Origin of the sequence: Achromobacter spanius, from assembly GCF_029637605.1 — a bacterium.
GTDB classification, from domain to species: Bacteria; Pseudomonadota; Gammaproteobacteria; order Burkholderiales; family Burkholderiaceae_B; genus Achromobacter; species Achromobacter spanius_E.
In genome coordinates, this window is sequence record NZ_CP121261.1 from 908,288 (window position 1) to 932,011 (window position 23,724).

At 66.2% G+C, this 23,724-nt stretch carries 16 protein-coding genes; 5 read left to right on the forward strand and 11 right to left on the reverse strand.

Going from position 1 to position 23,724, the window contains the following annotated elements; translation table 11 throughout:
* Nucleotides 1-2 precede the first annotated feature (2 nt).
* The 3 genes from P8T11_RS04095 to P8T11_RS04105 form a co-directional block, all read right to left on the reverse strand.
* Nucleotides 3-1,391: a tripartite tricarboxylate transporter permease gene (locus tag P8T11_RS04095; RefSeq protein WP_268078148.1), complete on the reverse strand. Its 1,389-nt coding sequence runs from the start codon at nucleotides 1,389-1,391 to the stop codon at nucleotides 3-5.
* On the reverse strand, nucleotides 1,388-1,876 hold the full coding sequence (locus P8T11_RS04100; RefSeq protein WP_268078146.1) for a hypothetical protein: 489 nt from the start codon (nucleotides 1,874-1,876) through the stop codon (nucleotides 1,388-1,390). The genes P8T11_RS04095 and P8T11_RS04100 overlap by 4 nt, the downstream gene beginning before the upstream one ends.
* A gap of 90 nt (nucleotides 1,877-1,966) precedes the next feature.
* A complete protein-coding gene (locus tag P8T11_RS04105; RefSeq protein ID WP_268082453.1) occupies nucleotides 1,967-3,256 on the reverse strand; it encodes a hydroxymethylglutaryl-CoA reductase, degradative in 1,290 nt (429 codons plus the stop codon).
* Between the two features lie 133 nt (nucleotides 3,257-3,389).
* Here P8T11_RS04105 and P8T11_RS04110 point away from each other — a divergent pair, with 133 nt between their 5' ends.
* Entirely contained in the window at nucleotides 3,390-4,811 is a 1,422-nt protein-coding gene (locus P8T11_RS04110) for a PLP-dependent aminotransferase family protein (RefSeq protein ID WP_268078145.1), read from the forward strand.
* Between the two features lie 15 nt (nucleotides 4,812-4,826).
* Here the strand turns inward: P8T11_RS04110 and P8T11_RS04115 are convergent, their stop codons facing one another.
* Together P8T11_RS04115 and P8T11_RS04120 are read right to left on the reverse strand one after the other, a co-directional pair.
* On the reverse strand, nucleotides 4,827-5,177 hold the full coding sequence (locus P8T11_RS04115) for a DUF3325 domain-containing protein (RefSeq protein WP_050450266.1): 351 nt from the start codon (nucleotides 5,175-5,177) through the stop codon (nucleotides 4,827-4,829).
* Nucleotides 5,174-6,826 (reverse strand): PepSY-associated TM helix domain-containing protein, encoded by a 1,653-nt coding sequence (locus P8T11_RS04120; RefSeq protein ID WP_268078144.1) that lies wholly within the window; start codon nucleotides 6,824-6,826, stop codon nucleotides 5,174-5,176. Before P8T11_RS04120 ends, P8T11_RS04115 begins: the two co-directional genes overlap by 4 nt.
* A gap of 224 nt (nucleotides 6,827-7,050) precedes the next feature.
* On the opposite strand from P8T11_RS04120, the gene P8T11_RS04125 reads away from it, so the two are divergent.
* A complete protein-coding gene (locus tag P8T11_RS04125; protein ID WP_268078143.1) occupies nucleotides 7,051-7,665 on the forward strand; it encodes a hypothetical protein in 615 nt (204 codons plus the stop codon).
* A 10-nt stretch (nucleotides 7,666-7,675) separates the two neighbouring features.
* Nucleotides 7,676-10,063, forward strand: a complete 2,388-nt coding sequence (locus P8T11_RS04130; protein WP_268078142.1) for a catalase — start codon at nucleotides 7,676-7,678, stop codon at nucleotides 10,061-10,063.
* Between the two features lie 129 nt (nucleotides 10,064-10,192).
* On the opposite strand, the gene P8T11_RS04135 is transcribed toward P8T11_RS04130, so the two are convergent.
* Nucleotides 10,193-11,173 carry a Bug family tripartite tricarboxylate transporter substrate binding protein gene (locus P8T11_RS04135; protein WP_268078140.1) on the reverse strand — a complete coding sequence of 327 codons (981 nt, stop codon included), beginning with the start codon at nucleotides 11,171-11,173 and terminating at the stop codon, nucleotides 10,193-10,195.
* A 41-nt stretch (nucleotides 11,174-11,214) separates the two neighbouring features.
* A complete protein-coding gene (locus tag P8T11_RS04140; protein ID WP_268078138.1) occupies nucleotides 11,215-12,627 on the reverse strand; it encodes a M20 family metallopeptidase in 1,413 nt (470 codons plus the stop codon).
* 164 nt (nucleotides 12,628-12,791) lie between these two features.
* Here P8T11_RS04140 and P8T11_RS04145 point away from each other — a divergent pair, with 164 nt between their 5' ends.
* The gene (locus P8T11_RS04145) at nucleotides 12,792-13,703 is read left to right on the forward strand and encodes a LysR family transcriptional regulator (protein WP_268082452.1); all 912 of its coding nucleotides are present in this window, start codon (nucleotides 12,792-12,794) and stop codon (nucleotides 13,701-13,703) included.
* Here the strand turns inward: P8T11_RS04145 and P8T11_RS04150 are convergent.
* From P8T11_RS04150 to P8T11_RS04160, 3 genes are read right to left on the reverse strand one after another with little or no spacing between them, the layout of a single operon-like run.
* Nucleotides 13,660-16,785 (reverse strand): efflux RND transporter permease subunit, encoded by a 3,126-nt coding sequence (locus P8T11_RS04150; protein WP_268078137.1) that lies wholly within the window; start codon nucleotides 16,783-16,785, stop codon nucleotides 13,660-13,662. The genes P8T11_RS04145 and P8T11_RS04150 overlap by 44 nt on opposite strands.
* Nucleotides 16,782-19,868 carry a multidrug efflux RND transporter permease subunit gene (locus tag P8T11_RS04155; protein WP_268078136.1) on the reverse strand — a complete coding sequence of 1,029 codons (3,087 nt, stop codon included), beginning with the start codon at nucleotides 19,866-19,868 and terminating at the stop codon, nucleotides 16,782-16,784. Before P8T11_RS04155 ends, P8T11_RS04150 begins: the two co-directional genes overlap by 4 nt.
* A 7-nt stretch (nucleotides 19,869-19,875) precedes the next feature.
* Nucleotides 19,876-21,045, reverse strand: coding sequence for an efflux RND transporter periplasmic adaptor subunit (locus P8T11_RS04160; RefSeq protein WP_268078135.1), 1,170 nt, complete (start codon nucleotides 21,043-21,045; stop codon nucleotides 19,876-19,878).
* A gap of 151 nt (nucleotides 21,046-21,196) precedes the next feature.
* Between P8T11_RS04160 and P8T11_RS04165 the strand changes: the two genes are divergently transcribed.
* On the forward strand, nucleotides 21,197-22,138 hold the full coding sequence (locus tag P8T11_RS04165; RefSeq protein WP_268078134.1) for a molecular chaperone DnaJ: 942 nt from the start codon (nucleotides 21,197-21,199) through the stop codon (nucleotides 22,136-22,138).
* Between the two features lie 68 nt (nucleotides 22,139-22,206).
* On the opposite strand, the gene P8T11_RS04170 is transcribed toward P8T11_RS04165, so the two are convergent.
* Nucleotides 22,207-23,490, reverse strand: coding sequence for an NnrS family protein (locus P8T11_RS04170; protein ID WP_268078132.1), 1,284 nt, complete (start codon nucleotides 23,488-23,490; stop codon nucleotides 22,207-22,209).
* Nucleotides 23,491-23,724: the final 234 nt, after the last annotated feature.

Here is a 23,724-nt window from a genome sequence, read left to right on the forward strand (position 1 = left end):
GCTTACGCCATCAGCTTCACAATCGCCGGCACCGACAGCACGGCCGTGTAGTAGCCCATGAACTGCACGCCCGTGTTGAAGCCGAAGCGGCGCGACAAGAGGCCACCGAACAGACCCATCGTCAGAATGACCAGCAGGCCCAGGAATTGGCCTTCCCAGATGCTGATGACGATGATCAGGCCCACGAAGGTGGCGATGATGGCTTCGTGGCTGACCTTGCGCGACACGAACAGTGCGGCGCGGCGCGCGAAGTTCATCGCGAAGGGGTAAGACACCAGCGCCGCCAGCAGCACGGCCAGCATGCCGTAGCCCAGGAATTCCCAATGGCTCAGCAGGTTGTGCAGGTTGTGCGTCTGGCCGGTGGCGGCGTCCACCGTGAAGCGCGGCGGCGCGTTGAACAGCGGCGCGGCGGGGCCGGCGGCCACGGGGCTGAGCGGCAGGCCGAAGGCAATCAGCGGAATCAGCGCCTCGGCAATGTAGGTGGCTTCGGTGACACCGTTGCGCGCCGACAGCACGGTCGTCAGGCGATGGTAAGCATGCTTGATGCGCGACCCCACCAACTCGCCCAGCACCACCGTCATGGCGACGGGGCTGAACACGAAGGTGGCGCTGGAGACGGCGGCGGTGGCCAGGGTCCAGCGCGTCTGCACGCGGTCCATGACCTTGAGCGGGTTGGGGAAATAGCCCGACCAGCCCTTGACGTCGGGCGCCAGCGAGAACGTGCGCACCTTGTCGCGCATCATGGACTTGCGTCCCATGGGCGACACCACGGTGAACAGATCCGCGATCAAGGGGCCGATGGCGATGCCCAGAAAATAGCTGATGCTGAGCTTGACGCCGTACTTGGCGGTCAGGCTTTGCAGGGCAATGATCACCACCACGAAGGGCACCAGCAGCGCCACCGCCGACCAGCGTCCAGCCGAGAAATAGGCGATCAGCACTGCCGCGGCCAGGAAGATCCAGGGCGCGGATTTGGTGATGGCCGCGCCAAACGGCGCCAGCAGCACGGCGAACAGCACGGCCAGCGGCACCGCGATAAACGCGGCCACGATGGCGCCGGACACCATCTTGCGCAAGGCAATGTGCGGCACGCCCAGCTTGCGCAGCATGTTTGCGTCTTGCAGCAGGGGCGTGGCCATGGTGTCGCCCGGAATGCCCAATAGCGCTGTGGGCACCGCGTGCGTCATGTGCTTGGCCACGGCGCCGGCCAGGAAGAAGGTGAAGACGCCGGCGGGCGGCACGCCCAGCAGCACCACCAGCAAGGTCAGCGGCGCAAGCGTGGTGGTCTCGTCGGTGCCGGACACCAGGCCGATGGCGGCAAACACCACCGCGCCCAGCAGGCCCATGGCGGCGGCCACCATGATTTGTTCAAGCAGGATGGGGTCGCTCATGCCAGCGCCTCCTTGGATGCGCCTTGCGGCAGGTCGGCTGACTGCGTTGTTGTGGACTGCGGCTTCGGCGGCGCCTCGGCGAACAACTCGTACAGACCCAGCTCCTTGAGTTCACGCACCACGGGTTCGGGCAGGTCGTCCAGCGAACCCAGGCCGCCCGGCTGCTCGGCCAGTTCGGCCAGCACTTCGGCGCGCCAGGCGGGGTCATGCGTGGAGGCATGTTCGACCACTTCACGTTTGGGCGGGAACAGGCGCGCGCAGATCACGCCCGCGATCACGCAGCCGGCAAGGCCGGCCAGCATGGCGTAGGCGTGCGCCAGTTCGGGTGACGCCACCACGCCGCGCAGCCAGCGGCTGGCGGCGAAGAAGCCGGTGACGCTGATGGCAATGCCGATGCAGATGGCCCACGCCAGTTGGCGCAGGTCCACCGTGTCGTTCCACACTTCTGCCAGGCGCCAGGGCGGCGCTGGGGATTTTGGTTCCATGTCTCTCTCCGTTGTGGTGGGGCGATGCGGCCGTGCCTGGGCCCGTCCGCATTGCCTCTGTTTTTATGTGGCCGTGGGCCAGTGCCAGGTCTATGCTGTCGCGCGCAGTTCCTCCAGCAAGGCCAGCGCGCGGTCGGTGCGTACGTCTTTTTCTTCGGCCATGCGCTTGGCGACCGTATCGATCTCGGCGCCCACGGCGCCTGCCACCAGCGCGATGTTGCGCGCGTGCAGGGCCATGTGGCCGCGTTGGATGCCTTCGGTGGCCAGGGCGCGCAGCGCGCCCAGATTCTGCGCCAAACCCACGGCCACCGCCACTTCGCCCAACTCTTGGGCCGAGCGCACGTCCATGATCTTCAGCGCCAGCCGTGCCAGCGGATGCGTCTTGGTGGCGCCGCCCACCAGGCCCACGGGCATGGGCATTTCGATGGTGCCCACCAAGGCGCCCGACGTGTCTTTTTCCCAGGTGGTCAGCGAGGTGTAGCGGCCCGAGCGCGCGGCGTAGGCGTGCGCGCCGGCTTCCACCGCGCGCCAATCGTTGCCGGTGGCGACGATGACGGGGTCGATGCCGTTCATGATGCCCTTGTTGTGCGTGGCGGCGCGGTACGGGTCGACGGCGGCGAAGGTGTAGGCATCCAGCACGCCTTCGATGATGTCGGCGCCACTGCGTTCCTTGGTGTCCAGCACTTGCGGCGTCAGGCGCACGCGGGCGCGCGCCAGGCGCAGGTCGGCCAGGTTGGACAGGATGCGCAGGCGCACCGAGCCGCCCGTTATTTCTTCCACCAGCGGCGCCACCGCTTCGGCCATGGTGTTGACGGTGTTGGCGCCCATGGCGTCACGCACGTCCACGATCAGGTGCAGCACGATCATCGGGCCGCGCGGCGTGTCGGCGAACACATGCACGTCGATGTCCTGGCAACCGCCGCCCAGCTCGATCAGCACCTTGTCGCGGCTGTTGGCCAGCGTCAGGATGCGTTCACGTTCGCGCAGCAGCGCCAGCCGCGCGCCGTGCGGGTCGGTCAGGCCCAGAACCTGTACCTGGGCGCGCATCAAGGGGCGCGTGCTGGACGTTTCAAAGCCGCCGCATTCGCGCGCCAGCTTGGCCATGTAAGACGCCGCCGCCACCACCGACGGCTCTTCCACCGCCATCGGCACCAGCATGTCGCGGCCGTTGACCTGGAAGTTGCCCGCCACGCCCAGCGGCAGTTCGAACGCGCCGATGACGTTTTCGATCATGCCGTCGGCGCGGTCCAGTCCCAGCGCGCCGGGCTGGGCCAGCAATTGTTGTTCATCGGGGGTCAGCGCGGCGGCCTGGGCAATGGCGGCCAGGCGTTGTGCGGGGGTCAGCGCGCGGAAGTTGGGTAGGCGTGAATCGGCCACGATGGCAGGTCTCCGTATCGTTATTGAGTGGCCTGATTCTAGGTAAACTGTACCGCTATTGAGAGGTACAGTTTTGCCAAACAGTACCATCGCACTGCACCAATTTTGACGAGCGCCCCGGGCGAAAAAACACAGCATGACTGACCCCAGCAACACTGGTAAACGGCCGCGCGGCGCGCCCATTGCGGAAAGCCTGGCCAAGCTGATCGGCCAGCAGATTGCCGACGGCGTCTACCGCCCGGGCGACAAGCTGCCGTCGCTGCGCGAACTGTCGCAGTTGCATCGCTACGCCAAGAACACCGTGGTGGTGGCGTTTGAAATGCTGGTGGCGCAGGGGCTGGTTGAACCGCGCCGGGGCTCGGGCTTCTTCGTGTTGGATGGCGATTTCGCGCGCAAGGCGGCCGACGAGGAGCCCGGCCAATTGAGCCGCGCCATGGACATCGTCTGGCTCATGCGTGAACAGCTCAAGACGCAGCCCGACGCTGTTCAGGCGGGCGATGGTTTTCCGCCCGTGGAATGGCTGGCCGACATGCGCATGGACCGCTATCACCAGAAGGTGGTGCGTACCGGCCTGGGCGCGCTGTTCCGCTACGGCAGCCGCTTTGGCTACGCGCCGCTGCGCGAAAGCCTGGTGCGCAAGCTGGGTGACGTGGGCGTGAATGTGGCGCCGTCGCAGTTGGTGCTGACCCATGGCGCCAACGAGGCGATGGATCTGGTGATCCGCTACTTTGTGCCTCCGGGCGCAACCGTGTTGGTGGACGACCCGGGCTACTACCCGCTGTTCGGTAAGCTGAAGCTGGCGGGCGTGCGCATGCTGGGCGTGCCGCGTCTGTCGGATGGGCCGGATGTGGTCGCGCTGGAAGCCTTGTTGCAGCGCGAGAAGCCGCGCCTGTTTTTTACGCAGTCGTTGGCGCACAACCCGACCGGGTCGGACATCTCGCTGGCCAAGGCCTACAAGGTGCTGCAGTTGTCCGAGCGCTACAACCTGATGATCGTGGAAAACGATGCGCTGGCGGACTTCAAACCCACGTCCGCCGTGCGGCTGTCGGCGCTGGACCAGTTGGAACGCACGATCTACATCGGCAGTTTTTCGAAGTCGTTCTCGGCGGCGTTGCGCGTGGGCTTCATCGCCTGCAACGCGGCGCTGGCCAGCGACCTGGCCGACTTGAAGGCGCTGGTGCACGTCAGCAGTTCGGAATATTGCGAGCGCATGGTGGACGTGATGCTGCGCGAAGGGCACTACGAGCGCCATCTGGCGCGCTTGCGCCAGCGGCTGGAGGCCGCCACCGGCCATGCCTTGCAGGTGTTGGATGCACTGGGCGCCGAGGTTTTTGCGCGCCCGACCAGTTCCTTGTATCTCTGGTCATCGTTCCCGGGCGTGGCGGACTCGTTGACGCTGGCGACGGATCTGATGCCCGAGAAAGTCATCATGGCGCCGGGCCGCGTGTTCAGCGTGGACCCCACGGCGGTGTCGCCGTGGTCACGCTGCAATGTGGGCGCGATTGGGTCGCCGCGCTTTCGGGTAACGCTGGAAAAGGTGCTGGCGGCGCGGCGCTGAGTGTTGTGCCTGGCGTCAGAAGCCGATGCCGATGCCCGCCAAGGAAATGGCCACGGCCAGCGCAGCGGTGCGGGCAGCGGGGCGGGGCGCCCAAGACAGCATGCCCACCCACAGCAGCGCGCCCGCCGACAGCCAGCCCAGCCACGCCACCACACCCACCGTGTTGCCCCACAGGCCCACACAAGGCAGCAAGGCCAGCGCCAGCAACAGCACGCCCGCGCCGCGCAGCACGCGCGTGTGGCCCGCTGACGGATCGCGACCCCAGACCTGATCGTAATGGCGCGGCATGGCCAGGCTCAGGCAGGCCATGCCCGCATAGGTCAGCAACAAAGCCACTGCAATGGCGAATACGTCGTTCAGGTTCATGCCGCAGCCTTTTGAGTCGCGCGAGGGATGCGCCGGGTGGGCGCGGGCTCAGGCCTTTTCCACATACGGATGGCCGCCCAGGCGGATAGTACGCCAACGGCCACGGCGGTCAGTTCGACGCCCGCGCTTTCCCAGTCGCCGCGCGCCATCTGCGCCAAGGGGTGGTCGCCCACTGTGGCGAACGACAGCAGCGGCAGCAGCAGGCACAGCGCCGCCAGCAAGCCTAGTTGCGTGATCCACGCAAGCCGGGGACGACACAGCCAGGCATGCGCCAGCATCAGCGCCCACCCCCCGAAAAAGCAGCGCAGTTCCCACAAGGCGCGGTTTTCCAGCGCAACGGGCAGCAGGCGGTTGGCCCAGAAGTAGCCGATGCAGGCCACTGCCAGACCGGCCAGCGCCGCCACGTTCAGGCCGTCGAACAACCGGTACATGCGCGCCGTGGCAGCGCCGAATTCGTTGCCCAGCTTGGCGCGCCGCTTCACCATGAACAGCACGGCGCCCGTGCCCATCATGGCGGCCCCGGCCAGGCCGCACACGAAGTACAGCCACTTCACGGCCAGCCCGCCGAACGGCGCCATGTGCAGGTCACCCATTACCTGGCGCGTCAGCGCAGGCGCGCCGCCGATGACGCCGCCCGCCGGGCGCATGCGCAGCAGTTCGCCCGTGGCCGCCGAGAATTCGGCCATGCCGGTGGTGGCGCTGATGTTGTGCAAGGCGTCGCTGGCTTCGTTCCAGCCGTAGACCGCAACGCGCATGGAGCTGTCTTCCGGGTTCTGGATGACGATGGCGCGCGCGCTTTGGCCAATCATGGCTTCGGCGCGGGCCACCAACGGTTCCAGCGGCGGCATGGTCAGCGCCTGGCCGGTGCGCGCGGGCTTTTCTTCCCCCTGCATTTCGGCCAGGTAGAGGCGGGTGGCTTGCATGCCGGGGCCGTACTGCGCCACGACGGGGGCGGGCATCAGTTGCGCGCTGGAAATCACGATGCCGGTGTAGGCAATCATGAACTGGAAGGGCAGCGTCAGCACCGCCACGGCGTTGTGCGCGTCCAGCCACGAACGCTGGCCTTTCCTGGCGCGGAAAGTGAAGAAGTCCTTGAAGATGCGCTTGTGCGTGACCACGCCCGAGATCAACGCGACCAGCATCGCCATGGTGGCGAAGGCCACGATCCAGACGCCGAAGCGGCTTTCGTGAAGCATGTAGTGGAAGTTCACGAAGTGCGTGCCGCCCATGGTCGCGCGGCCGGCTTCGTCATGATGATCGTCAAGTTCGGCGCCCGTGGCGGGGTCAAGTTCCGCGTCGGCGTACATGCCGTTCTTGTCGAACCAGTAGACCGACAAGCCATTGTCGTGGTGCCGGTTGACAGGCCAGATCTCCCACATGCCCGCGCCGGGGTGATGGCGCGCCATGTAATCCACGGCCAGGTCCAGACGGTGGGCGCGGTCCACGGGTGTGCGGTTCTGCGCCGCCGCGGCAACGGCCGCCGCGGCATCGGCCGCCGCGGCATCGGCCGCCGCGGCTTCCGCCGCGTGGTGCTCGGGCGTCATCCAGTGGGTGATGGGTTCGGCAAAGAGGGCCAGGGAACCGGTCAGGAACACCGTGTACAGCAGCCACGAAAACCACAGGCCGACCCAGGTGTGTAACCAGGCCATGGATAGGCGGAAACCGGATTTCAGAGCGAGCCTCTTGTTGGGGATTGCCGCGGTGAACGCGCGGGCAATTTTTATTAATTGAGAATGGTTCCGAGTTTAAGCGAATTGGGGGCGTTGTCGGCGGGCGTATAGGCATGGCGCTTGCTGAAGCTGCGCGTCATGCCGCCGGGTTTGCGCACGCAGGGCGCAACCGGCGAACCGACCCCGTGGACAAGGAGCCCCTGATGAAACGCAAAGCGGCAAACGCCAAACAAATCAACGAATTGCTTTACCAGGCGCTGGAGACTGAAATCGGCGGCTTGGCCGTGTACGAGACCGCCGTGTCCTGTGCCGTCAATGAAGACCTGAAGAAGGAATGGAAGGAATACCTGGAAGAAACGCGCACGCATCATCGTGTGCTTTTGACCGTGTTTGAACAACTGGGACTTGACCCCGCCAAGCAGACGCCGGGGCGCGAGGTGGTGCGCCATCTTGGCGATTCGCTGGTGAAGGCCATGAAGATGGCCATCAATGCCGGGGACGCCGATGCCGCGCAACTGGTGGCGACCGAATGCGTGGTGCTGGCCGAAACCAAGGACCACGCGAATTGGTCGCTGATCGGGCTGCTGACCGAGCAGCATTCCGGCAAGGAAGCCGCGATTCTGAAACAGGCTCACGACGCGGTCGCGTTGGACGAAGACCACCACCTGTATCACACGCAAGGCTGGTCGCGCGAGTTGTGGGTGGAGTCCCTTGGGCTGCCCGCCGTGCTGCCCCCGCCTGAAGAGGTCAAGCAAGTGAAATCCGCCATCGGCGCCTCGCGTGCCGAGCATGCGCGCGGCGAAATGCTGAAACACTAGGAGAAATTCAATGGCAAGCAAGAAACCCGCAGCCAAGGGCGCCGCTGGCGCATTGCCCACTGCGTACATGAACACCGATAGCGGTCCGGCCGCCGGCCCCACAGGCAAGCCGACCGAACCCGCGCTCAAGCGGGCCGCCGCGGTGGGCGCCACGGCCGCGGCCATGCCGCACAACGCCAACAAGGCCGCCGAATACGGCGAACAGCCCGCGCGCTGCCCCTATGGCGGTGCGCACACGACGCCGCCGGATCCTTCCGTGGGGGCAAGTTCCTTGTCGGAATCCGAATCCACCGCCAAGACCGGGGACGCGGCCGCGCCGGGGGTCAACGAAGTGCACGGGCGCCTGTCGCGTGTGCGCGCCGACGGCAGCGACCAGCGCATGACGACCAACCAGGGCGTGCCCGTTGCGGACAACCAGCATTCACTGAAGGCCGGCCTGCGCGGACCCGCCTTGCTGAAAGACTTCATCCTGCGTGAAAAAATTACGCATTTCGATCACGAGCGCATTCCAGAGCGCATCGTGCATGCGCGTGGCTCGGCCGCCCACGGCTACTTTGAGTGCTACAAGCCCTTGACCGACCTGACCGCCGCGTCCCTGTTTGCCGAAGCCGGCAAGCGCACGCCGGTATTCGTGCGCTTTTCCACGGTGGCGGGTGAGCGGGGTTCCAAGGACACCGCGCGTGACGTGCGCGGCTTTGCCGTCAAGTTCTATACGGACGAAGGCAACTGGGACCTGGTCGGCAATAACATGCCCGTGTTCTTCATCCAGGACGCGATGAAGTTTCCGGACCTGGTGCACGCGGTAAAACCCGAGCCGCATCACGGCATGCCGCAGGCGGCGTCCGCCCACGACACGTTCTGGGATTTCGTGTCGCTGATGCCGGAGTCCACCCATATGCTGATGTGGGTGATGTCGGACCGTGGCATTCCACGCAGCTACCGGATGATGCAGGGCTTTGGCGTGCATACCTTCCGCTTCGTCAACGCCAGCGGCGAGTCGCGCCTGGTGAAGTTCCATTGGAACCCGGTCCTGGGCACGCATTCCCAGGTGTGGGACGAAGCCGTCAAGGTATCGGGGGCCGACCCCGACTTTCACCGCCGCGACCTTTGGGAAGCCATTGACGCGGGCCACGGCCCGGAATGGGAACTGGGCGTGCAGGTCTTCACCGAGGAAGACGCCGAGCGCTACAGCTTCGACGTGTTGGACGCCACCAAGATCGTGCCCGAGGAATTGGTGCCCATCACGCCCATCGGCCGCATGGTGCTGGACCGCAATCCCGACAACTTCTTCGCGGAAACCGAGCAGGTGGCGTTCTGTACGGCGCACGTGGTGCCGGGCGTGGATTTCACGAATGACCCGCTCTTAGCCGGCCGCATCCATTCTTATGTGGACACGCAGATCTCGCGCTTGGGCGGCCCGAATTTCCACGAAATTCCCATCAATGCGCCGGTGGCGCCGGTGCACAACAACCAGCGTGATGGCATGCATCGGCAGGCCATCCACCGTGGCCGCGTGGCCTACGAACCGAACTCGCTGGCCGGCGGGTGTCCGTTCCAGGCAGGCATGGAAGGCTTCGTGCCTTTCCCCGAGCCGATCGCGGGCGATGAATTGCGCGGGCACCCGGAGAAGTTCGCCGAGCACTACAACCAGGCCGCGCTGTTCTACAACAGCCAGACTGATTGGGAAAAGCAGCACATCATCCATGCCTTCTCGTTTGAGCTGAGCAAGGTGACGGTGCCTGCCATCCGCCAACGCATGGTGGCGTCGCTGCGCAATGTGTCTGACGAGCTGGCGCAGGGCGTTGCCGACCTGCTGGGCATGGCCTTGCCCGAGCCGATGCCGCGCGCGGCGGCGCAGCCGCCCAAGCCCGAGGTCGAGGTGTCGCCCACGCTGTCCTTGACCGCCAGGCCGGGTGATGGTGGCGTTGCCACGCGCAAGGTCGCCATCCTGGTGGCCGAAGGCGTGGACGGCGCGGCCGTGTCGGCGGTGGCCGACGCGCTGATCCAGGCGGGCGTGGTGGTGCGGCTGGTGGGCCAACGCATTGGGCCCGTGCAGGCCGAAGGCGGCGGCACGTTCGATGCCGACGCGTCGCTGGACAATCATCCGTCCGGGCTGTTCGACGGGGCGGTGGTGCCTGGTGGCGAAGGCGCGGTGACGCGCTTGCAGGCGGACGGCCGCGCGCTGGAGTTCCTGCGCGATGCGTTCCGGCACGGCAAGACCTTGCTGGGCCTGGGCCGGGGCGGGCAGTTGTTCGGCTCGGCGGGCATTGCGCCCAATGAAGCGGACGGCGGTCTGCTGATGGGCGGCGGCGCACCGGCAAAAAGCGCGGCGGCCTTCATCAAGGCGCTGGCCAAGCACCGCCATCCGGAGCGGGAGACGACGCCGCCAATGGTGTAAGGCGCAGTCTGACCTAAGCGCTTGGCCCCGGACGTTGGACACGCACCGGGGCCAAGCGCTTTTTCTTGGGGTTGCTCGTTGTGCTGCTTGTCGTGCGGCGTTCCACACGGCTTGCGAGCTTTTTCGCGCCTATTCCAGCTTGATGTCGGCCCGCCTGGCCACGTCGCCAAACGTCTTCACTTCTTTCGCGATCCGCTCCTTGAATGCCTGGCCCGGCAAGTACACCGGCTCCAGCGCCAGGTCCGACACCGCCTTGCGTACCTGCGGGTCCTGCATGATTTTTTCGACCGCGCGGTTCAGCGTGTCGATGACCGGCGCGGGCGTGCGCGCGGGGGCGGCCAGCGCGTACCAGCCCACGAAAGACACCTGGGGTATGCCGGCTTCCGCGAAGGTCGGCACGTCCGGCATCTGCGGCACGCGGTGCTCGCCGGTGACGGCCAGCGCGCGCACCTTGCCCGCGCGTACCTGCGGCGCAGCAGAAGACACCGTGTCCACGCCCAGAGACACTTCGCCACCGATCATCGCGGTGATCAATTGCGCGCTGCCCTTGTACGGCACGGGCATCATCTTCGCGCCGGCGGCCTCGGCGAACATTTCTCCGGCCAGATGCGGGGCGGAACCGGGTCCAAAGGTGCCGTACATCAGCCCGCCCTTGCTGCTTTGCTGCTTGGCCAGCGTGGCGGCTTCCTGCACCGTGGTGGCCGCCAACCCGTTCTGCGCCAGCAGCACCACCGGCGCGATGGCGACGATGCCGATGTGCTCAAAGCTACGCAGCGGGTCGTAAGGCAGCGACGGTTTCAGCGCCGGCAATACCGTGTACGTGGTGCTGCCCGATAGCAGCAAGGTATAACCGTCGGGTTGTGCGCGCGCCACCGCGTCCGCGCCGATCACCGTGGATGCGCCGGGGCGGTTTTCGACGATGACGGACTGGCCCAGACTGCCCGACAGCTTGTTGGCCAGGAGCCGTGCGACGGCATCGGTGGCGCCGCCGGGCGTGAAGGGCACGACGATCTTGATCGCCTGCTCGGGATAGGCGGCATGGGCCTCGCCCGCATACGCGGCGACGGCAAGGTTGAACGCCATCACGGCGGCACAAAATCTAGCGGTCATTGCAACGCTCTCGATCAGTCAGGAAGAAATCGGAATAGGGTTCAGGCCGCTGTTGCACGCGGTGTCTGGCGCAGGCTTGCGCCTTGATCGCCCAGATCCCAGTACAGGCCCGCCATGATGGCCAGCCCTTCACGCGCCACGCTGCCCAGTAGATGTTCGTTGGGCGCGTGTTGGGCGCAGGCGGGGTAGGAATGCGGCACCCACAGCGTGGGCAGGCCCAGCAGGTCGGCAAAAATCTCATTGGGCAGTGAGCCGCCCAGGTTGGGCAGCAGCGCGGGACGCTTGCCAGTGGTGCGTTCCAGCGACGCGGCGGCCCAGCGCACCCAGGCGTTGTCAGGCGATAGACGGGTGGCGCCGCCTTGCATGCCGATGCGCACTTGCACGTCTTCAAAGCCGCCCTGGCGCAGGTGTTCGCGCACATGGGTTTCCAGTGCGCGCCAATCGGTGCCGACCACAAAACGCAGTTGGCACCACGCCACGGCTTCGGGGGGAATCGCGTTGACCGGCTTGGCGGGGTCGCCCGCGCCAAAGGTCAGCACGTCCAGGCTGTTCCAGCCAAACACTTTTTCAGGCGCGGACAGGCCAGGTTCGCCCCACCCATGGTTGATCTCGGGGTCGTCTTCGCCACCGCCCACTTCCAGGTCGGCCAAGGCGTCGGCCACGGCGGCGGGGATGGGGGGCGGACGTAATCCCGGCACGGTGATGCGGCCTTGTGCGTCCACGAGTGTGCCGATGGCGTGCATCAGCACGATGGCCGGGTTGGCTAGCAAGCCGCCCCAGTTGCCCGAGTGATAGCCGCGTTCGCGGGCGCGCAAGGACAGTTCAAAGTTCACCGCGCCGCGCGAGCCCATGAACAGGGTGGGACGCGCGGCATGCAGGCGCGGGCCGTCGCTGGCAATGAAGACGTCGGCGGCCAGGGTTTCGCGCTGCGCCTCGCAGAACGCGGCCAACCCGGGCGAGCCGGCTTCCTCGCCGGTTTCGATCAACCAGGTGGTGTTGAAGCCCAGCTTGCCGCCGCGCGCCGCAATCACGTGCCGCAGGGCTTCCAGGTTGATGGAATGCTGGCCCTTGTTGTCGGCGGTGCCGCGTCCATACCAGCGGTCGCCGTCCACGTGCAGGCGCCACGGGTCGCGCCCGGCTTCCCATTTGGCGGCATTGCCGCGCACCACATCGCCATGCCCGTACATCAACACGGTCGGCAACCCTGCTTGTTCCACGCGGCGCGCAACCAGAATGGGCAGGTCGACGCCAGCGGGGTTGGCGTGCACCTCACAGGTGAAGCCCAACTCGGTCAGCGTCGGAATCAGGTCCTGGTTCAAGTACGCATGCTGAGTGGGCGCCTGATCTGGCACTTCGCTTTCCGTGGCGTAGGCGACGCGGCGCGCCAGCGTGGATTCAAGGGTGCCATTGTCGAAGGCTTCAACGGCTTGCAGGACGGCTTGTTCGCGGTTCACGGCGGGTCTCGGGACGCAGGAGGATGCAAGAAGTGCAAAAGGAAGGCACAAAGTTATTACGCATCACCGCATGCCACAATTAGATAATTTGCATCTTTGCGTTGCCTTTTAGGCATGGCTTAAGAAACAGCATGATTGAGCGCCAACATGAAGGGGGAGGCAGCATGATTTCATTGGGCCTGCGGTATTTTCTTGAGGTCGCGCGCTGCGGCTCGATTGCCGGCGCGGCGACCGCGCAGCACGTGGCCGCTTCCGCCATCAGCCGCCAGATCGCCAAGTTGGAAGACGAACTGGGCATTGCGCTGTTCGAGCGCCAGGCGCGCGGCATGGAGCTAAGCGAAGCCGGACGCCAACTGGCCGCTTACGCCAATGCGGCGGCCTTGGAGGCCGAGCGCGTCACCACCGAAATCCGCCAGCGCAGCCACGTGGGCGACGTCACGATCCGGCTGGCGTGCACCGAAGGCTTCGCGCATCACTTCCTGCCGCTTAGCATGGCCGAGTTCAAGCGCATGCGGCCCGAGGCGCGGTTCCATCTACACGTGGAACGCCCGGAAGAGGTCAGCCGCCACATCCTGGAAGGCCTGTCGCAAATTGCCCTGCGCTACACCACGGCGCAGGACGACCGCCTGAAAACAGAACTGCTGACCCGCGCACCCGTCTACGCGGTGATGTGCCGCCATCACCCGCTTGCCAGCCGCCGCAGCGTCAGCATGCGAGATCTGGTGAATTTTCCGCTGTCTCTGGGCGATCAGGGCACGACCGTGCGGCAACTGTTCGACGCTGCCTGCGCCAACGCCGGCCTGCACATCGAACCCGCCTACGTGTCGAACCATTCTGCCGCCTTCCTGCCCATGCTGCCGGGCAGCCAGATCGTCGCCTTGTCCGGCTACCTGACGCTGATGGGTCAACTGGGCGGCGAAGGCGAGCTTGCGGCGGTGCCGTTCAGCAATCCGGAAATGCGGCAACGAAGCATCCAGGTGCTGACCTTGCAGGGCAGAACCCTTCCGCTGCTGGCGCGGGAGTTTTTGGCGTTCATGGCTGATCGTTTGACGGCTGCACCGAGGTGGCCGGAGTAGCGCGCCCCACACCCCCCACCTTCAACCGCAGCCTTTCCAACGCCAAATAAACAATCGGCGTCGTATACAGCGTCAAGAACTGGCTGATCATCAAGCCGCCCACGATGGCGATGCCCAGGGGGCGGCGCAGTTCGGAGCCTTCGCCCATGCCCAGCACCAGGGGCAAGGCGCCCAGCAGGCCGGCCAGGTTGGTCATGACGATGGGGCGCAGGCGCAGCATGGCGGCGCGGTGGATGGCTTGTTCGGGGGTGAGGCCTTCGCGGCGTTCCAGGCTGAGGGCGAAGTCGATCATCAGGATGGCGTTCTTCATCACGATGCCCACCAGCAGGAACAGGCCCAGCAGCGCGATCAGCGTGAATTCAATGTTGGCAATGCGCAAGGCCAGCAGCGCGCCCACGCCCGCGGATGGCAAGGTCGACAGGATGGTCAGCGGGTGCAGGGGGCTTTCGTACAGAATGCCCAGCACCAGGTAGATGGCGATCAGCACGGCCAGGATCAGCCAGGGCTGGTCTTGCAGGCTTTGCTGGAAGTTGCGGGCATCGCCACCCAGGCGCGTCTGGATGGTGGACGGCACCATCAGGCTGGCCAGCGTGGCGTCGATGGCGGCCAGGCCCTGTTCCAGCGACACGCCGGGCGCCAGCGAAAAGCCCACGCCCACGGCGGCGAACAGGCCGTCGTGGAAGACGCGGTCGTTGACCAGGCCGTTTTCATAAGTAGCGAACGCGGTCAGCGGAATGCGCGTGCCGTCGGCCGCCACCACCTGCACCTGTTCCAGCACTTCGGGGTCTTCGGTGTAGCGCGGGTCCAGCTCCAGCACCACGCGGTACTGGTTCATGGCGTCGTACATCGTCGCCACCTGCCGCTGGCTGAACGAATTGCTCAAGACGCTGCTGATCGTGTTCATGTCCACGCCCAGCCGTTGCGCGGCGCTGCGGTCGATGTTGATCACGACTTGCTGAGTGGCGCCGTCGCCTTCGGCATCCACGTCGCGCAGTTCGGGGATCTCCTGCATGGCCTTGGAGATCTTGCGCGACCATTGCCGCAGCGTGGGTACGTCGCTGGCCATGATGGCCAATTCGTGGTCGCCGGAATTGCCGAAGCCGCCGGGCATGCGCAAGTCTTGATCGACATTCAGGAAGAACATGCCGCCCGGCACGGCGGGGGCGTTGGTGCGCAGCCAGTTGATGACCTCGGTGGACGAGACGCCGCGCTCGGCCACGGGCTTGAGCCGGATCAGGAACAGCGAATTGCTGATGCCAAGGTTGCCGCCGTTGTAGCCGATGACGTCCTGCACGGCGGGGTGCTTCAACACCAGTTGGCGGTACTGGTCGATCTTGGGTTGCATGACCTGGAACGAAAAGCCGTCATCGCCGCGCACGAAGCCCATCAGTTGGCCGGTGTCTTGCACCGGCAGAAAGCCCTTGGGCGCGTCGATATACAGAAACACGTTCAGGCCAACCACGGCCGCCAGCAGCGCCAGCGTCAGGCGCGCATGGCCCAGCACGCGGGCCAGTGATCTGCCGTACCAGTCATGCACGCGCGCAAAGGCGGCCTGCATGCGGGAAGGGCGTGGCGGGGCGGCGGTGGGGTCGGTGGGATTGGGATGGGCGGCCGGCTTCAACCAGCGCGCGCACAAGGCCGGGATGATGGCCACCGAAACCACCAGCGATATCACCGTGGCCGCGACCAGCGTGATGGAGAACTCGCGGAACAGGCGTTCCACCAACCCGCCCATGAACAGGATGGACACGAAGACGACGCTTAGCGCCACCGTCATGGCCACCAGCGTGAAGCCCACTTCGCGCACGCCGCGCAGCGCCGCCTTGGTGGGCGACAGGCCGCGTTCGAGGTGGCGTGAGATGTTCTCCAGCACGACGATGGCGTCGTCCACCACCAGCCCGGCCGCCACGATCAGCGCCATCAGCGACAGGTTGTTCAGCGAAAACCCCCAGGCATGCATGACGGCGAAGGTGGCGATCAGGCACACCGGAATCGCCACGCTGGGGATGGCCGCCGCGCGTGCGTTGCCCAGGAACAGCCAGACCACCAGGATGACCAGCGCGGTGGCCAACGCCAGCGTGATGTGGGCTTCGCGCAAGGTGGCGTTGATGCCGGGCGAGCGGTCCAGCGCCACGGTCAGGTCCACGTCGGCGGGCATCAGCGCGCGCAGGCCGGGCAGGGCGTCGTTGATGGCGCCGATGGTTTCAATGATGTTCGCGCCGGTCTGGCGGCTGATGGTCAGCACCACGGCGGGATTCTGGTTATGAAAACCGCTGCTGTAGCGGTTTTCGACGGAATCGCTGACGCGCGCCACTTGCGACAGGCGGATCACCGCGCCGTCTTCGTGGCGCACGATCAGGCTGCCGTATTCCGGTGCGGTGCGCGGCTGTTCGGGCGTGCCCACTTCCCAGCGCTGGCCAGCCGAATCCAATTGGCCCAGCGGGCGCATGGGCGCGGCATCGGCGATGGCGTTGCGTACATCGTCCAGCGCCACGCCGTAGTGCGCCAGGGCGTTGGGGTTGACCTGCACGCGCACGGCGGGCAACGAGCTGCCACCCATTGTGACTTCGCCCACACCATTGATCTGCGACAGCTTTTGCGCCAGCACCGTCGACCCCAGGTCGTAAAGCTGGCCGGCGGGGCGCGTGGCCGAACTGAGCGCCAGCGCCATGATGGGCGCTTGTGACGGGTTGACCTTGCGGTAGCTGGGGTTCCGCGGCATGCCCGCGGGCAGATCGCCGCGCGACGCATTGATGGCGGCTTGAACGTCGCGGGCGGCTTCGTTGATGTCGCGGTCCAGCTCAAACTGCAACTGCACGCGGGTGGCGCCCTGGTTGCTGGACGAGGTCATTGCGCTGACGCCGGCGATGCTGCCCAAGGCGCGCTCGAGCGGCGCGGCCACGGTGCTGGCCATGCTTTCCGGGCTTGCGCCGGGGAGTTCGGCGCGCACTTCAATCGTGGGGAAATCCACCTGCGGCAAGGGGGCAACGGGCAGCAGGCGCCACGCCACCGCGCCCAGCAAGGTCAGCGCCAACGCCAGGAAGATGCAGGCGATGGGGCGATGCAGCAGCGCGCGTATCATGGCTGCGGCCCGTCAGCCTTTGCCGGCGTGTTAGCCACGCCGCCGCGCCGCTGGCCCAGCCGGTGAAAGAACAGATAAACGGCGGGCGTAGTGAAGAGCGTCAGCACCTGGCTGACCAGCAGCCCGCCCACCATGACCCAGCCCAAAGGCTGGCGCAGCTCGGCGCCCGAGCCCGTGGCCAGCATCAGCGGCAGCGCGCCGAACAGCGCGGCCAAGGTCGTCATCAAGATGGGCCGCAGGCGCAGCAGCGCGGCTTCGCGGATGGCGTCTTGCGGCGCCAGGCCGCGCGAGCGCTCGGCTTCCAGCGCGAAGTCCACCATCATGATGCCGTTCTTCTTCACCAGCCCGATCAGCAGGATGATGCCGATGACGGCAATCAGGTCCAGCGGCCGTCCCGTGATCAACAGCGCCAGCAATGCGCCGACGGTGGCCGACGGCAGCGTCGACAGAATGGTGACCGGGTGGATGGCGCTTTCATACAGCATGCCCAGCACCAGATACATCGTGACCACCGCCGCCAGCATCAGCCACAGCGTGTTGGACAGCGAGGCCTGGAACGCCGACGCCGCGCCTTGCAGGCGCAGCTCCACGCTGGGCGGCATGGCGATGTCGGCCTTGGCGGCGTCGATGGCGGCGATGGCTTCGCCCAAGGACCCACCGGGTGGCAGGTTGAACGACAGGTTCACCGCCGGAAACTGCGACAGGTGGTTGATGGCCAGCGGCACGGCGCGTTCGCTGACCGTGGCCAGGGCCGACAGCGGAATCGCCTGGCCGTCTTCGGTTTGCAGATGGATGCGTTCCAGCGCCTCGGGGCTGAGCGCCAGCTTGCGGTCCACTTCCAGCACCACGCGGTATTGGTTGGACTGCGTGAACAGCGTGGCCACCTGGCGTTGGCCGAAGGCGTTGTACAGCGCCTGCACCACGTCGTCCATCGTCACGCCCAGCCGCGCCGCCGTGTCGCGCGACACTTGCAGATAGGCTTGGCGGCCATTGCCTTGCAGGTCGGACGAGACCTCGGCCAAGGCGGGCGATTCGGCCAGCCGCTGCATCAGCGCCTGGCTCCATTGCGCCAGCAGCGCGCTGTCGGGCGAGGTCAGGGTGAATTGGTACTGGCCACGGCTGACGCGGTCTTCAATGTTCAGTTCCTGCACCGGTTGCAAGAACAGCGAGATGCCGTGAACCTGGCGGGCGCGCTCATCCAGCCGTGCCATCACGTCCGCCAAGGGCGCGCTGCGCTCGCTCCAGGGCTTCAGGTTGATCAGCAAACGACCCGTGTTCAGCGTGGTGTTCATGGCGTCGATGCCGATGAAGGACGACAGGCTTTGCACGTCCGGGTCGGCCAGCAGGCTTTCCGCCACGGCTTGCTGGCGGCGCGACATGGCCTCGAACGAGGTGCTTTGCGCGGATTGCGTCACGCCTTGCAGCACGCCGCCGTCCTGCACCGGGAAGAATCCCTTGGGCACGGCCAGGTACAAGAGACCCGTCAGCACCACGGTGCCGACCATAACCAGCAGCGTCAGGCGCTGGTGGCGCAGCGTCACGTCCAGCCAACCGGCGTAACGCGCCTGGACGCGGTCCAGAAAGCCGGGTTTGCCAGATGCCACATGCGCGGGCAACAGGCGCGCGCACATCATTGGCGTCAGCGTCAGCGACACCGCCAGCGATATCAGGATGGCCACCGCCAGCGTGATGGCGAATTCGCGGAACAAGCGGCCCACCACGTCTTCCATGAACAGCAGCGGGATCAGTACGGCAATCAAGGACAAGGTCAGCGACACCAAAGTGAAGCCGATCTGCCCGGCACCTTTCAGCGCGGCGGCCATCGGGCTGTGCCCCTGTTCGCGATACCGCGCAATGTTCTCCAGCATGACGATGGCGTCGTCCACCACGAAGCCCGCGCCGATGGTCAGCGCCATCAAGGTCAGGTTGTTGGTGGAAAAACCCGCCAGGTGCATGAAGCCGAAGGTGCCGATCAAGGACAGCGGCACGGCCAGGCTGGGGATCAGCGTGGCGGGCAGATTGCGCAGGAACAGGAAGGTGACCAGCACCACCAGCCCCACGGCGAACACCAGCTCCCACTGCACGCCGCGCACCGACGCGCGGATGCTTTCGGTGCGGTCGGTCAGGATGCGGACCTGCGCGGCGGCCGGCAGGCTGGCGGTCAACTGGGGCAGCAAGGCTTTTACCTGGTCCGCCACTGCGATCACGTTGGCGCCCGGCTGGCGCTGGATGTTGACCAGCACGGCCGGCTGCTTGTCGACCCAGGCCGCCAGGTAGCGGTCTTCGGCGCCGTCTTCAATGGTGGCGACCTGGCCCAGCCGCACCGGTGCCCCGTTCTTCCAGGCCACGATCAGTTCACGGTATTCGTCGGCGCTTTGCAGTTGGTCGTTTGCGTCCATGATGACCGAGCGCACCGGGCCGTCGAAGCTGCCCTTGGGCTGGTTCGAGTTCGCCTTGGCGATGGCGTCCTGCACGTCGGACAGTTGCAGCCCGCGCGCGGCCAGCGCCATCGGGTTGACCTGCACGCGCACGGCGGGCCGTTGGCCGCCGGCCAGGCTCACCATGCCCACGCCAGACAACTGCGACAGGCGCTGCGTCATGCGGGTGTCGACCAGGTCGTACACGGTGGGCAGGGGCAGCGAATCAGAGGTCACCGCCAGCGTCAGGATGGGCACGTCGGCGGGGTTGACCTTGCGGTACACGGGCGGCGTGGGCAGGTCGGAGGGCAGCAGCGAGCCGCTGGCGCTGATGGCCGCCTGCACTTCCTGCTCGGCCACGCCCAGCGAGACATCCAGTGAGAACTGCAAGGTGATCACCGAGATGCCGCTGCCGCTGGTGGACGACATCTGCTTCAAGCCCGGTATCTGCCCAAAGCGGCGCTCTAGCGGCGCCGTGACCGCGCGCGCCGTCACGGTGGGACTGGCCCCGGGATACTGCGTGGTGACCTGAATGATGGGGTAGTCCACCTGCGGCAGCGCGGCCACGGGCAGCATGCGCCAGGCCAGGATGCCCGACAGCAGCAGGGCGATCATCAGGAAGGACGTCGCCACCGGACGCAGGATGAAGGGGCGTGACAGGCTCATGCGCGGTTCAAGTCAGGGGTTCTACGATCTGGACGTTGCGGCCGTCATGCAGGCGGTCCACGCCTTCGACGACAACGCGCTCGGCCGGGGCCAGGCCCGCTTCCACCACGATCTGGCCGGCGTTGGCCGGACCCAGTTGCAGCACGCGGCGGGTGGCGCGGGCGTCGTCGCCGATGACAAAGACAAACGCGCCTTCCGACCCGTACTGCACGGCGGCCGACGGGATGGTCACGACGTTGTCCTGCTGCACCACGGCCAGGCGGATGTTCACGAACTGATTGGGAAACAGGGATTCATCGGCATTGTCGAAGCGGGCGCGCAAGCGCACGGTGCCGCTGCCGGTCTGGATGCGGTTGTCCAGCGCTTCCAGCGTGCCTTCGGCCAGGATGCGGCGGTCGTCGGCGTCCCAGGCTTGCACGCGCAATACGGCGGTCTTGGCTTGCGCCTGGCGCAGCACGTCCAGCCGCGTTTCCGAAATGCTGAAAAGGGCCGAGATGGGCGTGGTCTGCACCAGCGTGGTCAAGCCATTGGCGTCATCGGCGCGCACGTGGTTGCCGGCATCCACCCGGCGCAAGCCGATGCGGCCATCCTGCGGCGCAACGATGCGCGTCAGCCCAAGCAGCCGCTTGGCGTCGGCGACCCGCGCGCGGTTCAGTTCGCGTTGCGCGGTGTAGGCGCGCACCTGGGCTTCGGCGGTGTCCAGTTGCTGCCCCGCCACCGATTCCTGGCGCGCCAGCTTGCGGTAGCGTTGCAGGTCGGCCTGGGCGTTGTCCAGCAGCGCCTGGGTGCGTGCCAGTTCACCCTCGGCCGACGCCAGCGCGGTCTGATAAGGGCGGGCGTCAATCTCGGCCAGCAACTGGCCGCGCACCACGGCCTGGCCCTCGGTGTAATGCACGCGCATCAGCTCGCCGTCGACCTGGCTGCGCAGCACCACCTGGGACAGCGGCGTGATGGTGCCCAAGGCATGCAGGTCGCGTTGCAGTGGACCGACGCGCGCGGTCGCCACGGCCACGGCGACGGGAAGCTGCCCGTACTGGGGCGGTGGCGGAGTGCTGGGGCCCTTGTCGCCCGCCAGCCAATAACCGATGCCGACCAGCACGGCCAGCAACAGGGCGGCGGCGGTCAGGATCAATCGTTTGCGTGAGGGGGCAGGGCCCGCAAAGGGGGGCAGGGACATCGGGGGCTGCCAAGTTTGGGGCGTTGCGGACAGCGGTGATTCTATATTAATAATAATGATTAGCGTTATTGACTTCGAATTTCAAGAGGGGTTTGCGCGTATGGTTTAGAGTGGCGGCTACTTTCATCAGCCGGTTAGCAAGGAGCAGGTCATGGGCGAGCATTCTCTAGAAACCCCGCGTCAGTTATTCGAGCGTCTACAAGCCCGGCTTGAGACGGAACAGGCCAGCCTGCAGCAGTGGCATGAGGTGGAAGACGAGTACCAACGCAAGTACACCGAAGGCCTGGCGCCGCTTGAGAAAAAGCTGCACGAACTGCGCATGAAGCTGGTGCTGTGCTTTGACCACGCGCACAAGAACATGGGCTTGTCCAAGGCCGAACGCGAATTCGTGTCGGAACTGATCACCGAGTTTTCGGCGGAACTGCTGCTGCTGGACGCCAAGGGCGAGCTGCCGGCCGGTTGCGATGCCGAGCGCCTGAAGACGCTATACAAGAAGCACAACGGCGCCGACTACGACGAGGCCGCCGCTGAAGAAACCGAAGACGCCAAGTCCGAACTGATCGAGGCGCTGGAGCTGGACCCGGACACCGATCTGTCCACGTTCACGCCCACCCAACTGCTGCGCATCATTCAAGACCAATTCGAGGACGACGAGGCCGAAGAACTGCTGGCGCTGGCCCGCGCCGCGCTGCGTAACACCACCCCGAACGCGGCGGCCTGGCAGGCGATGCAGGACGAAGAACAGGCGCGCCGCCAGCAAGGTACGCCCGACCTGGCGCCGGTAGGCGAGGTGGCCGATAGCGGTCTGCCCGCCGCGAACGCCACGCTGCAAGCCCAACTGGACGAAGTGCTGCATCAGGCCAGCTATGCGGAAGAGGGTTTCAAGCTGCGCTACGACCTGGACCCCTTCGCGTCGTTCGACCCAGAGACGGTGCTGGAAGAGTTGGACGCCGACATTGAAGACATCCAGGAATACATCGGCGAACTCGAGCACGAAGTGATGCAGTTTGCCGATGAGGGATCGCTCAAGTCCTGGCTCAAGGCGATGCGCCGCGAAGTCGCGGCGATTGAGCGCCGGGAAGGTCGGGACTAAGCACGGGGCTAAAGCCGGGACCGGAGCCGGGACTACGGGCGGGACTACTACCCGAACCAAGACCCGCACTAAGACTCGGTCCGCGCTGCTGCTTCCACGCGGATGACCGGCGCCGCCGTCTTGGCGGCGTCGGCGCGCGGGCGAATCATTAGCGGAAAGAAGCGCCACAGGTACAAGCCCAGCGCCAGCACCCAGGCGAGCGTGGCGGCATGCAGCAAGCCGATGGAGGCGGCGGTCGGCAACAAGGCGGCCAGCCGCAGCAGCGCCGCCAGAGTCATCAGCACAAAACTGGCGACCATGGCGCGGTCGGTCCGCAACGGCCGCCCCAGGTGGCCCAGCGCGGTGCGCGTCACCATGCCCAGGATCAGCACCGAAAAGCCGGCTACCCCGATGACGTGGGAGGGCCAGGCGGGCCGGATCGCGATTCCCATCCAGGGACTGTCCAGCGGATTAGCCAAAGGGCTAGCCAAATACCCCGCACCCACCAGCAGGCCGACGCCCAAGCCGAAATATCCCGCATACAGCACCCACAGCAGCGGCACGCGCCGCACGGCCCAAGGTTTCCACGACACCCATTGCACCAGCGCGATCAACCCGGTTGCCGCCAGCGCCGCTGCGGCCAAACTCGGCTGGCCGGCCAGCAAGCAGGCGATCGCGGCCAGGCCGGTTGCCAGTTGCCAATGGCCGCTGCGCGTGTGCGCGGGAATCTTCAGGCCAACCACGGCGCGCTGCGCGAAAAACGGCAGCACGCGGCGGGCGATCAAGAGCGTCAGCACCGCCATGCACAGCAGGCCCGCATTGAAGTAACGCATCAGCGCCACGTAATCGCCTTGAACGGCAGCCCATAAATACAGCGCATGGGTGGCGGCCAGCCCCAGCAGCAGTACCGGTACGCCCGCATTGCGCCGGTTGCGGCTCAGCCAGACGACGCGCGCCAAGGCGGCGGCGCCCCACACGAAAAAGCCCGTGTCCGCCAGGCCGGCGATCAAGAACGCGGGTTGGCCCGGCACCAGATACGCCACGCGCGCCACCAGCCAAAGCAGACAAAGCATGGCCAAGGCGTTGCCGCGCAGCGGATTCTTGCCGGTCCAGTTGGCGCCGGCAGTCAGCAGAAAGCCCACCGCAATGGTGGCCACAAAGCCCCACAGCATTTCGTGCGCATGCCAGAACACGCCGCCCAACACGCCGGTGATGCGCGCGGGGGCGTGCACCCATAGCCATACGGACGCCAGCGCCCAGAAGCAGCCCGCCAGGTACAGCGGCCTGAATCCCATTTCAGTGAAGGCGCGCCATTGCGGGCGAGGGCGGCGTGGGGCCGGGGGGGATGGGGCGATGGTTGGCAGTGGAGGCATGGCGGCGTTGATCGCTCTAATGATAACTTTAAGATGTATTGAGAATGCATATTAAACCTGACCTGGGCGGACGACCAAGCTCCACGCTTGATCCAGCGCAAATGCATGGCAGTCCTGTCCTGGATGCCCCCGGAGCCGCCTCCCGAAAGCGGGCAAATGCCCAGAACGCCGAGTCTTTGCTGGCATACTCGCCGCGGTCGGACGCGCGTTTGCCCGATGCGCTTTTGTCCCAGA